The 11,378-nt window shown below is 60.2% G+C and carries 11 protein-coding genes; 9 read left to right on the forward strand and 2 right to left on the reverse strand.

Annotated elements, in window-relative coordinates:
- Window positions 1–38: 38 nt before the first annotated feature.
- The 6 genes from hemB (at window position 39) to AAF555_09185 (ending at window position 6,049) form a co-directional block, all read left to right on the forward strand.
- Entirely contained in the window at window positions 39–1,028 is a 990-nt protein-coding gene (gene hemB / locus AAF555_09160) for a porphobilinogen synthase (GenBank protein MEM6911740.1), read from the forward strand.
- On the forward strand, window positions 1,025–1,327 hold the full coding sequence (locus AAF555_09165) for a DUF971 domain-containing protein (protein MEM6911741.1): 303 nt from the start codon (window positions 1,025–1,027) through the stop codon (window positions 1,325–1,327). Before hemB ends, AAF555_09165 begins: the two co-directional genes overlap by 4 nt.
- Window positions 1,324–2,307: a GTP-binding protein gene (locus AAF555_09170; protein ID MEM6911742.1), complete on the forward strand. Its 984-nt coding sequence runs from the start codon at window positions 1,324–1,326 to the stop codon at window positions 2,305–2,307. The genes AAF555_09165 and AAF555_09170 overlap by 4 nt, the downstream gene beginning before the upstream one ends.
- Before the next feature lie 173 nt (window positions 2,308–2,480).
- A complete protein-coding gene (gene rpsB, locus AAF555_09175; GenBank protein ID MEM6911743.1) occupies window positions 2,481–3,170 on the forward strand; it encodes a 30S ribosomal protein S2 in 690 nt (229 codons plus the stop codon).
- A gap of 90 nt (window positions 3,171–3,260) precedes the next feature.
- Window positions 3,261–4,136 carry a translation elongation factor Ts gene (gene tsf / locus AAF555_09180; protein MEM6911744.1) on the forward strand — a complete coding sequence of 292 codons (876 nt, stop codon included), beginning with the start codon at window positions 3,261–3,263 and terminating at the stop codon, window positions 4,134–4,136.
- A gap of 161 nt (window positions 4,137–4,297) precedes the next feature.
- Window positions 4,298–6,049: a restriction endonuclease gene (locus AAF555_09185; protein MEM6911745.1), complete on the forward strand. Its 1,752-nt coding sequence runs from the start codon at window positions 4,298–4,300 to the stop codon at window positions 6,047–6,049.
- Window positions 6,050–6,267: 218 nt separating this feature from the next.
- Here AAF555_09185 and AAF555_09190 read toward each other — a convergent pair whose 3' ends face one another.
- Window positions 6,268–7,164, reverse strand: coding sequence for a polyprenyl synthetase family protein (locus AAF555_09190; GenBank protein MEM6911746.1), 897 nt, complete (start codon window positions 7,162–7,164; stop codon window positions 6,268–6,270).
- Window positions 7,165–7,186: 22 nt separating this feature from the next.
- On the reverse strand, window positions 7,187–8,200 hold the full coding sequence (locus tag AAF555_09195; protein MEM6911747.1) for an aspartate-semialdehyde dehydrogenase: 1,014 nt from the start codon (window positions 8,198–8,200) through the stop codon (window positions 7,187–7,189).
- A 174-nt stretch (window positions 8,201–8,374) separates the two neighbouring features.
- Here AAF555_09195 and AAF555_09200 point away from each other — a divergent pair, with 174 nt between their 5' ends.
- From AAF555_09200 to htpG, 3 genes are all read left to right on the forward strand, one after another.
- The gene (locus AAF555_09200) at window positions 8,375–8,503 is read left to right on the forward strand and encodes a hypothetical protein (protein MEM6911748.1); all 129 of its coding nucleotides are present in this window, start codon (window positions 8,375–8,377) and stop codon (window positions 8,501–8,503) included.
- A 125-nt stretch (window positions 8,504–8,628) separates the two neighbouring features.
- Window positions 8,629–9,216: a hypothetical protein gene (locus AAF555_09205; GenBank protein MEM6911749.1), complete on the forward strand. Its 588-nt coding sequence runs from the start codon at window positions 8,629–8,631 to the stop codon at window positions 9,214–9,216.
- A 112-nt stretch (window positions 9,217–9,328) separates the two neighbouring features.
- Window positions 9,329–11,170 carry a molecular chaperone HtpG gene (htpG, locus tag AAF555_09210; protein ID MEM6911750.1) on the forward strand — a complete coding sequence of 614 codons (1,842 nt, stop codon included), beginning with the start codon at window positions 9,329–9,331 and terminating at the stop codon, window positions 11,168–11,170.
- The last annotated feature ends 208 nt before the right edge of the window (window positions 11,171–11,378 follow it).

The following is an 11,378-nucleotide window of genomic DNA, read 5'->3' on the forward strand; positions in this document are numbered from 1 at the left end:
CACCTTGCGCCCCCGGCCCGCCCGTAAGATAGGGCAAGATGGACCTACCCATTCGCCCTCGCCGGAATCGGAAGTCGGCTTCCATCCGCTCGTTGGTCGGCGAGACCCGTCTCTCGGCGGGGGATTTGGTCTGGCCGGTTTTCTTGCACGATGGGCGGGAAGACCGGGCCATCGCTTCCATGCCGGGCCAGACGCGCTGGAGTGTCCCGGGACTCCTGGAGGAGTTGGAGTCCGCGGTGGCTCTGGGGATTCCGGCGGTCATTCTTTTCCCAGCGATCGCCGAGGAATTCAAGACACCCGGGGCGGAGGAAGCCTGGAACGAGAAAGGCTTGGTGCCGCGCGCCATCACCCAGATCAAAGAGCGGTTCCCGGACTTGACCGTCATGACGGACGTGGCGCTCGATCCCTACAATGCCGATGGCCACGACGGCTTGGTGGCGCGCGCAGGAGGGCGGATTGAGATTCAGAATGATGAAACGGTCGAGGCGCTTTGCGCCCAGGCCTTGACCCAGGCCCGGGCTGGGGCGGACGTGGTGGCGCCGAGTGATATGATGGACGGACGGGTGGGAGAGATCCGGGCGGAGTTGGATGCAGAAGGCTTTGAGCAGGTTTCGATTTTGGCTTACACCGCGAAGTATGCTTCCGCCTTCTACGGGCCTTTCCGAGGGGCCCTCGAGAGCGCTCCCAAGGCGGGCGACAAGAAGACCTACCAGATGGACCCGGCCAATGTGCGGGAGGCCTTGCGGGAGGCGGAGTTGGATGAAGAGGAGGGGGCGGATCTGCTGATGGTGAAACCGGCCGGAAGTTACCTGGATGTCATTGCCGCGCTGCGAGAACGCAGCTCGCTCCCGATTGCAGCCTACCAAGTGAGTGGCGAGTATCTCATGCTGAAGTCGGCCTCGGCCGGCGGATGGCTGGATGAGAAGGCGGCCGTTCTAGAGTCGCTTTTGGGGATCAAGCGGGCGGGGGCTGATTTTATTCTAACGTATTTCGCGAAGCAGGCCGCTCAGTGGCTGCAAGCCCCATGAAGCCCGAAGACATTCAAGCCGTCGGCCAGGAGATGGCCATTCGCTGGAGCGATGGAGAGGAAACCTATTTGCCGATGGAGAAGCTGCGGGCGGCCTCGCCCAGTGCCGAGATGAAGGGGGAGCGTGACCTTTTGGGAAATCGCATCGGCGGCTCGGCCCAGACGGATTTCCCCGGGGTCAAGGTCAAGCGCTGGGAGATCGTGGGGGGCTATGCCTTGCTGTTTTTCTTTAGCGATGGTCACGATACCGGCATTTACCCGTTTGAGTATCTCAGGCGGCTGGGGAGGGAGTGGGCATGACACCTCTCGTGCTCTTGACGGGCTTTCTCGGCTCGGGAAAAACCACTCTCTTGCGAGCCATCTTGCCGCTCTTGCGGGAGCGCGGGGTCGAGCCCCATGTCATTCTCAATGACTACCAAAATGCGGAGGTGGACGCGGCCTCGCTCGCTGGCCTGGTGGAGGAAATCCAGCCCATCAGCGGGAGCTGTGTCTGCTGCGGCTCCAAGGAGGAACTTTTGGAGGCCGTGGCGGCGGTGCCCGAAGCGGAACGGGCTGTTCTTTTGATCGAGGCCAATGGCACCACGGATACCCCGGAACTCATCGAAATTTTGACGCTCGATCGCCGGACGGAGCGCTTCACCCTGCCGCTGCAAGTGGGCCTGGTCGACGCCAGCCGCTGGCAAAAACGCTTCTGGCACAATGGCCTGGAAGCCGAGCAAGTGCGAACGGCCACTCACCTGCAGGTAACTCGCTGGGAAGGTCTTTGTGAGAAGCGACGCGCCAAGGTCGAGGAGTCACTGGCCCAGACGAACGCGGTCGCTTCCCGAATCAATGCAGCCACTTTGGCCGACGAATTGAAGGCCTTGGCAGCCGAGGTCTCGCCCCTTCCTCCGCGGGCCCATGGTCGCGCGGGATGCGAGCCGTCCTCTTCGGGGCACTCTTCGCACTCCCACTCTCACTCCCACCATGCTCACCAAGCGGGCCATCACCACTTCGCATCGCTCGAGTTGTCGGTGAAGTCGCCCGTCGACGAAATCGCGCTGACACGTTTCGTGCAAGAGCTGCCGGACGAGGTCCTTCGGGTCAAGGGAATGGTCCGTTTTTCGGACTCACCGAAACAGCCACAAATTCTCCAACGAGTGGAGGGAGAGAAGCAGGTGGACTGCTACCCGATCGACTTTGAACCGGCCATTGAGCCCACCTTGGTTCTCATCGGCCAAGGCTTGGATGAGGAGGCCATCCGGCGGGCGGGGGAAGCCGTCCTCAAGAAGAGCGAATGAGCGCCGCAAATGCGCTTGAATTCCCTCTTGCGCCGTAAGGGACTTGGTCTAAGAGTCCGCCCTTCCGCCATTTCCAACCAACCTGGGGGTCGTCTTTCCAAGAGGATTCCGATGTCGGCGGGCCCCCAACCCACTGGTCGTTCTGTTTCAAGGCGGCCCTCTGAAAAACCTACATGAGCACCGAATTACTGAACGAACTCGTCGAAGCCGGGGTCCACTACGGGCACCAAAGCCGCAAGTGGAATCCGAGGATGAAGCCCTATCTTCTGGAAGCTCGCAGCGGAGTCCATCTCATCAATTTGAATGAGACCATCGTGTGTCTCGACAAGGCGTCCAAATTCCTCTCGGACCTGGCCGCCAACGGCAAGCGCATCCTCTTCGTGGGCTGCAAGCGGCAAGCCCAAGATGCCATCCGAGGAGCGGCCGAGACCTGCCAGCAATTCTACGTCAATCACCGGTGGCTGGGCGGCACCCTCACCAATCTCACCACCATCCGCAACAGCGTGAAGCGCTTGAACTACCTCGAAGGGATCGAGAAGACGCCGGAATTCAAATCGATGTCCAAGAAAGAGTTGGCCTCGTTGGCCCGCGAGCGCGCCAAGCTTCTGCGAAATCTGGCCGGCATCCGGGAGATGGAAAAGCAGCCCGATGCCATGGTGGTGGTGGACTCCGCGCGCGAGACCATCGCCGTGGCGGAGGCTCGGCGACTGAACATTCCCATCGTGGCCATCGTGGACAGCAATGCCGACCCGGCGGTGGTGGACTACCCGGTGCCCGGCAATGACGACGCCATTCGCTCGATCCGCGTGATCCTCGACAAGTTGGTCGATCCAATCGCCGCCACCACCTCCGGCAAAGTCTAAGCGACCCTCCTCTTTCTCCTTCCCCTCCCTAGCAAGTGACTGGAGGCTGGCTTCGTCCCGACCTCCCTTTTTCCTCAACCTCGATTTCCCATGGCTATCACCGCATCTCTCGTAAAAGAACTCCGCGACAAGACCAATGCCGGCATGATGGACTGCAAGGCAGCCCTCCTCGAAACCAATGGCGACCTGGAGGCAGCCGCCGACTACCTCCGCAAGAAGGGCATCGCCAAGGCGGCCAAAAAGGCCGAACGGGAAGTCAAAGAAGGCGTCGTCAGCACTCTCATCACCGAGGACGGCCAAACCGGCGTGCTGGTGGAAGTGAACTGCGAGACCGACTTCGTGGCCAAGAACGAGAATTTCTTGTCCTTCGTGAGAGCGCTCACCGAGCACGTGGCTGGTGCGGAGCCGGTGGCCGAGGTAGCCGGTTTTCTAGCGCAGACGAGCACCTTTGGCGAAGGCACGGTCGAGGAGACCTTGAAGGCTAAGGTGGCAGAGATTGGTGAGAACTTGGTCGTCTCCCGCATGACCCGCTTCGATGTGGAGGGCACCGCCCGTCTCGGGACGTATATTCACCTCAACAACAAGGTCGGAGTCCTGGTCGAGGTCTGCGCCACCAAGGAGGAAAGCTTGACCCTCCCGGTCTTTGAAGAACTTCTCAAGGATCTCACCCTCCACATCGCCTTCTCTCGCCCGCCCTATCTCAAGCGGGAGGAAGTGGATGCGACCGAACTCGAGAAGGAAAAAGACGTCTACCGCGAGCAAATGAAGGACAAGCCCGCTCAGGTCATTGACAAAATCATCGAAGGCAAAATCGGCAAATTCTACTCGGAAATCTGCCTGCTCGAGACCCATTTCATCAAGGACAACGACCTCTCCATCCAGGACCTGCTCCAGAAGGTCGGCAAGGAGATTGGCGATACCTTGTCCATCGAGCGCTACGCCTGCTTCGCGGTCGGCGAAAAGTAATTCCTTTTTTCAAGAAGCTGAGAAAACCCGCTCTCGCCTATCCAGGTGGGCGGGTTTTTTCATGGAAACACCCGTCAGCTGCGTCACAGAATCGCCTTTCGGCTCAGAAATTCCGCAAAATTACTAAGTATTTGACTAAAAACCATAATATCAGTAATATTATGGCTAGCTTCTCTTCCATCTGCACCCGACCTGCCATGGCCATTCCTGAACCGACTCTCGGAAACGACCCCGATCTAACTCTCCTCCGCGGCTTGAACTCGGGGGCCTTCTTTGAGCTTTGTGAGAAATCGCTGCAATCGGCTGGCTACCAGGTCCAAAAGCTGGATTCGGGCAAAACCTGGCCCCCCAAGTGTTTCTTTGCCATCAAGAGTGAGGAAACCCAGGAGATGGCCGGAGTGGCCTGCCAGTGGGAGAGTGGTCGCAATGCCCAAGTGGGCGCCGAGTCTCTTCGTTCCTTCCTGACGATGCTCCAGTCCGCGGGGATCTCGCAAGCCATCTTCATGGCCAATCTGGATTACAATCCGTCCGCCCGACAACTGGCCCAGCAAGAAGGGGTCATGCTGATTGATTCCCAAATGATTTTGGAGGGCTTGCGCGAGCTGCCCGAGGAGGATTGGCGTCCCATTCTGGATCGGTCGAAAAGCGCCCCGGGCCTCCCGACAGCCGCTTCCGTGCTGCCTCAGAGTGCTGGCGCTCCGAGCGCAAACGCCAGCGCTCCCAGCCCTTCCCCCACGCCGCCCAGCACCCCTGCTCCGGCCGCCCCCGCCTCTCCTTTTACCAGCCCCGCCCCTCTCTCGCCCTCTCCGGTGGCCAGCGAAGGTTCGGCCGGGCCTCCTCTTTTCGCCGCGGTGGCGGAGGAAACCTCGGCGTCCAAGGTGGCTCCGGTGATGGGCAGTCAGCCAGAAAAGAAGGCCACGCCCTTGCCCAGTGCCCAGCTTCCCAAAAGCCTGCCCAAGCGTCAGGAACGCCCGTCCTCTCCCGCCCCCTTGCCGCCCATCCGAAAACCTTCTGGGAAAAAGAGCAAAGGCCTGATGCTGGTCTCTTCTCTTAGTTTGCTTCTGGCGGGAGCGGGCGCCGCTGGCTGGTATGGCTGGCAGGAAGGCGTAGTCCAGCCCTGGCTGGCTCAGGCTGAAGTCTGGGCCAATGATGCCTACTCCAAATTCTTGGCCGACGGCGGCAGCGATGGCCAAGCGCTCGGAACGGAGCCGATGCATTCCATGGCCCCCGGCAAGAGCGCCCTGGCCGAGCTGGATTTTGAAACACAGGAAGCGAGAGCCGACGCCGAGAAGCTCGTCCGGATCGCGGACGCGGCCCTGAAAGCGGACATCGATTTCGTGAGTCTGGGCGATGGCCATCCCGAGAGCATTGTTTCGGTTATGGAGCGCGGCCGCAAAGTGAGTGACGCCACCAGCCTCTTTAACGGGGTGACCTTCGCGGCCCCCTGGTTGCGGGAAATTGATACCGAGCTCCTCGTGCGCTTCTTGGAAGTGGAGCAGGGTCGGCTCGCTCTTCGGGAGACCTTGAGAGAAGGAGAGCTGCCAGCAGCACTTGAGCTCAGCGATGGGGAAGCCGTCGAAGCCAGGCAGGCAGACGAGCCGGAAGAGAGTCCGGCCGAGAAGCAGGAATTGCGGCTTCGCCGGGCCAAAGAAGACGCCCGCAGTCTCGCCTCCATGGTGGCAGCCGCTCGGGCGGCCGGTGTGGAATTTGAAAGTCTCGAGGCCCAGGGCGTGGATGGGATTTTGGAGAGCTTGCGCAGTGGCGTGATGGTGCAGGATCCCGAGAGCCCTTACCACGGCGTGGAGTTCGTCATGCCCGGTGGGCTGAGCGACGAGTCAGTCCTGGCGGCGGCCGCATTTCTTTCGATCGAGGATGGATCGGTCAAGTTTCGCGACTTGCCGACGGCCCGCTAATTCCAACCTCCAGAATTCACTGGTAGAATGGCCGAGTGGATTTCGGGCCAGACCAAGGCGCGACGAGGGCGCGGTGCAGGCACCGTATCCGAGGAGCAACGCTGGGCTGGCTCGAAAGACTCCGGCTCTTCCTTCCCCGCGCTTCAGCGCCTTTTCCCGCACCACCTTCTCTCTATTCTACCAGCCAATTCTGCAGCTTGGTATAAGCCGGCCTTTTTTTAGGAACGTCTTCGCAGAAGGTGATGGGCGAGGGCGCGGAGGGCAGCCGCTCGGCCATCGAAATGAGCCAGCGCTTCGGTGGCTTCCCGGGTCAGTCTTTCCGCTTCGTTTTGGGAGTTCTCCAGTCCGAGGACGGCGGGGTAGGTGGCTTTGTTGGCGGCCGAGTCCTTGCCAGCCGTTTTGCCGAGTTCCTCGGTCGATTGGGTCACATCGAGGATGTCGTCGATGACCTGAAAGGCCAGCCCCACGGTGGTGCCAAAGCGAGCCATGGCGGCCAGGTCCTCGCGGGCCACGCCTGCCGTCATGGCACCCAATTCCATGGAACAGGAAATCATGGCTGCGGTTTTGCCGAGATGGATGGCACGCAGTTCTTCCAGCGTGGCCTCGCTCCCGCGGCCCTCCGCTTGCAGGTCGAGCACCTGGCCGCCGATGAGTTTTCGGCTCCCGGCGGTCACGGCGAAGGTCCGCAAGAGGTCGGCATGGGTGTAGCCTCCCCCCACCGGACTGCGCCCGATCAGCTCGAAGGCGAGGGCTTGCAGGGCATCGCCTGCCAGGATCCCGATGGCCTCTCCAAACACCTTGTGACAGGTGGGGTGCCCTCGTCGAAAGTCGTCGTCATCCATGGCGGGCAGGTCATCGTGAATGAGAGAGTAGGTGTGCAGGCATTCCATGGCGCAAGCGGCCGGCAGGGCGTCTTCGGCTCGCCCGCCACAGGCCTCGGCCGCGGCCAGCGTCAAAAGAGGCCGCAGGCGCTTTCCGCCTGCGAAGACGCTGTGTCGCATAGCCTCGTGGATGGTGCGGGGCTCGGTCGTGGCCTCGGGAAGGGCTTGGGTGAGGGCGGTTTCCACGGCGGCGCGGGACCGCTCCAGCCAGAGGGGAAGATCGAAGTCAGACATGCGCGGGGGAGGAGAAAGGGCGCTAGCCTTCAGGCAGCAGCAGTTCGGCGATTTGCACGGCGTTGAGGGCGGCCCCCTTGCGCACTTGGTCGCCCACGACCCAGAGGCTGAGGCCGTTTTCAAAGACCAGATCGCTGCGAATGCGACCGACCTGACAGGCGTCCCGGCCGGTGGTGTCGAGTGGGGTGGGGAAAAGAGCCTTTTCGCGATCGTCCACCACTTCGATGCCCTTGGCTGCCCGAAGGGCCTCCCGCGCGCCCTCGACGGTCACGGGTCGTTTGAAATCAGCCGTGACCGAGATGGCGTGCGAACGGTGCACCGGGACGCGCACGCAAGTGACGGAAGCTCGAAAGAGAGAATGGTGCAGAATCTTCCGCCCTTCGTTTTGCATCTTCATTTCCTCTTTGGTGTAGCCGTTCTCCGTCAGGCTCTCGACCAAGGGAATGACGTTGGAAACAATTTGCCGGGGGTAGACGGAGGGGACGATGGCTTGGTTCTGGGCGAGGGCCACAATTTGGGATTCCAACTCCGCGATGCCCTTGGCTCCGCTCCCGGAGACGGCTTGGTAGCTGGAAGCGATGACTTGCTTGACCCCGAAAGCCCGGTGGAGAGGCGCCAAGGCCATGAGCGTCACGATGGTGGTGCAGTTGGGGTTGGCGATGAGACCACGAGGGTGTTGGAGGGCGTCCTCTGGATTGACCTCGGGGATGACGAGGGGGACGTCCTCTTGCATGCGGAAGGCGGAGGAATTGTCGATCACGACGGCCCCTGCCTCGGCCGCGGCGGGGGCGAACTCCCGGGAGATTTCCCCCCCAGCGCTAAAGAGAGCGATGTCGACCTCCGAAAACGATTTCCTCGTAAGCTCTTGGATTTCAATGGATTCTCCCCGGAAAGAGAGGGTCTTTCCGGCGGAGCGGGCGGAAGCCAGAAGGGTCAACTTGCGGAGGGGGAAGTCCCGCTCGGCCAGGCATTGGAGCATTTCCTCGCCGACGGCACCGGTGGCTCCGGCGATGGCGATGTGCGGGGTGGCATTCATGGGAGAGGGTCCGCTGGCGCGGCGGGCTATCCTAGGAAAGGCGACTAAAAAGGCAACTCAGGATTGGCTAGGACATTTGCTTGGCAGTCCGCGTTCTCTGGCTAGGCTACCTTTGTCCTAGGTCGGGGGTTCCGATCCGGGAACCTTTTGAACCACGTAACCAAGCTCGCTCTTATGAAATTGATCAAAGCTATTGTCTTCGCAGCCGTTTCCGTAGGACTCCTGACCTTCGGCGCCAGCTGCGCCAAGAAGTCGGATCCTTACCAAGGTCAGCCGGCTCCGATTTATACCCCGGCCAAGTAAGGCCGCTTTCCAGTGTCTAAGGCCGCCGGGCTCGCTCCCGGCGGCCTTTTTTTGGGCCTTTTTTGGGTGGGGGGCCGGAAAAAATCGCATTGCACGAGCCAGGAAACCGGAGAGGGGTCCTCGGCATGAAGTATCCGCTCGATCTGCGCTTCAAAGTCCTGGCTTTCGCTCCCCAGCTCACCCTGCACGACGCCGAGGGCACTCCCATCCTGTATGTCCGGCAGAAGCTCTTTCGCTTCAAAGAAAAGGTCGAGGTCTTCCAGTCGAAGGCGAAGGAGAAGGTCCTGGCCACGATCGAGGCGGATCGCATCATCGATTGGTCGGCCAAGTATGCCTTTGCCTTGCCCGATGGAAGGGCGCTTGGGTCGGTCGGCCGGAAGGGAATGCGCTCAATCTGGCGGGCCCACTACGAGGTCTCCCAGGGAGATTCCGCCTTCCTCATCCGGGAGGAGAACCCGTGGGCGAAAGTGGGCGATGGCCTCCTCGGAGATCTCCCGATCATCGGGCTGCTTTCGGCCGTCCTCTTTCACCCGAAATACCTGGCGAGCGGCGGGGCGGGAGCGACTCCCGTTATGCGCCTGACCAAAAAGCCGGCCTTTTTCGAGGGAAAGTTCGAGATCGAGAAACTGGCGGACGACCTCAGCCCCGACCAGGAGATGGCCTTGCTCTTCTCCTTTCTCATGATGATTCTTCTGGAGCGGAGTCGGGGTTGAATCCTGATACCAACCGACCGGATAAACTGGTAGAACGCTGGTGTAGAAGGAGGAGCTAGATTTTTGACAGGCGGGTGAGGATGACTAGTTTCCCGCCCGCTATTTTTTTGTCATGAGCCAAGAAACGACCGAGAAGCACACCTTCCAAGCCGAAGTCCAGCAGCTGCTGGACATCGTCATCCACTCTCTTTACACCGACCGGGAAATTTTCCTCCGGGAACTCATTTCGAACGCCTCGGATGCTATGGAGAAACTCCGGCATGTGGAGTCGACCGAGAAGGAAATCTTCGACCCCAAGCTTTCGACCGAGATCAATATCACCACGGATGACACGGCCAAGACCATCACGATCGCTGACCATGGCATCGGCATGACTCGGGAGGAGCTGCAGGAGAATCTCGGCACCATCGCCCACTCTGGCACCAAAGCCTTCCTCCAAGCGCTCAAGGACAAGGGAAGCAACGGCGGGGATATGATCGGTCAATTCGGCGTGGGCTTCTACTCCGCTTTCATGGTGGCGGACCAAGTGAAAGTCTACACCCACAGTTGGCGGGAGGAGGGCGAGCATCTCGTTTGGACGAGCGATGGATTGAGCGGCTACGAAATCGAAGAAGCGCCCGGCCAGCGGCGGGGTTGCCGTCTGGTGCTCGAGCTCAAAGACGAGTATGCCGAGTTCGCCAAAGAGGAAAAAATCAAGCACCTCATCGAGACCTACAGCAACTTTGTCGGCTTCCCGATTTTCCTGAACGGCACGCGCATCAACGAGGTCGAGGCCCTCTGGCTCAAGAGCAAGGGTGAGGTTTCCGAAGAGGAATACGGCGCCTTTTACAAGTTCCAGGCCAAGGCCTTCGACGAGCCGCTCTACCGTCTCCATTTCAATGCGGACGCGCCCATCACCATCAATTCGCTCATCTTCCTGCCAAGCCAAAACCAGGAGCGCATGGGCTTCGGGCAGATGGACCCCGGGGTGGCGCTTTATAGCCGCAAGGTGCTCATCGATCCCAATCCGGAGGGCCTGCTCCCGGAATGGCTCCGTTTTGTGAAGGGCGTCATCGATAGCGCGGACTTGCCGCTGAATATCTCACGGGAAAGCATGCAGGACAGCGCGCTGGTGAAAAAGCTGGGCGAGGTCATCACGAAGCGCGTCCTCAAAATGCTCGACAAGGAGGCCAAGGACGACGCCGAGAAATACGCCAAATTCTACAAGCAGTTCCAGCGCTTCCTGAAAGAGGGAATCGCGAATGACTTCACCCATCGCGAGGCGCTTTCCAAGCTGCTCCGTTTCCAATCCAGCATGACGGAAAAAGGCGAGCTGACGAGCTTTGCCGAATACGGCGATCGCTCCAAGGAAGAGCAGAAAGAAATCTACTACCTCGTCGGCGCCAGCCGGGAGCAGATCGAAGCCAGCCCGTATTTGGAGGCGTTCAAGGCACGCGGTTTGGAGGTGGTCTTCTTTGACGATCCCATCGATGAATATGTCGTGAACTCGCTAGGAGAGGTGGACGGCAAGAAACTCGTCTCCATCGACCGGGGGAATGTCGAGCTGGAGGAGGCGCCCGTGGAGGGCGAGGCCCTTGAGAAGAAGGAAGTCGACCAGCTCTGCAAGTTCCTAAAAGACACGTTGGGAGAGCGGGTGACCCGCGTCGACAGCGGCAAGCGCCTCGTGGACAGCCCCATTGTGGCCCTCGTGCCCGAAGATGGCATGAACGCCCAAATGCGCCAGATGATGAAGGCTATGGATGAGAACTTCAGCGAGTCGGTCAAGGTAGAGCTAGAGATCAATCCTCGTCACACCCTGATCAAGAAGCTCGCACAGACGAAGGAAACGAACGCGGACTTGGCCAAGCTCGTGGCCGAGCAACTGCTCGACAGCGCTCTCATGTCCGCTGGTCTGCTAGAAGACGCCAAGGACGTGGTCCGGCGAAACTATGAGATCATGGAGAAGGCCTTGTAGCGCTCGTTGAAAGGGCGCTTTTACGCTTCTATCCCTGGCGTCTTTTCCTGCGGCGGCCCACGCGAGTGCTGCTAGTGTCCTGTTAGGGAAAAAAGTATCATTGATAATTTGTACTTTTTCTCCGATGGTCGAGTATGCAAGTATGGCAAAAGGACGACCGAAAGCACCGTTGGAATTGAGCAAGGAAGAGCGCGAAGTGTTGGAGAAA

The sequence above is a fragment of the Verrucomicrobiota bacterium genome (genome assembly GCA_039027815.1).
Lineage (GTDB): Bacteria > Verrucomicrobiota > Verrucomicrobiia > Verrucomicrobiales > JBCCJK01 > JBCCJK01.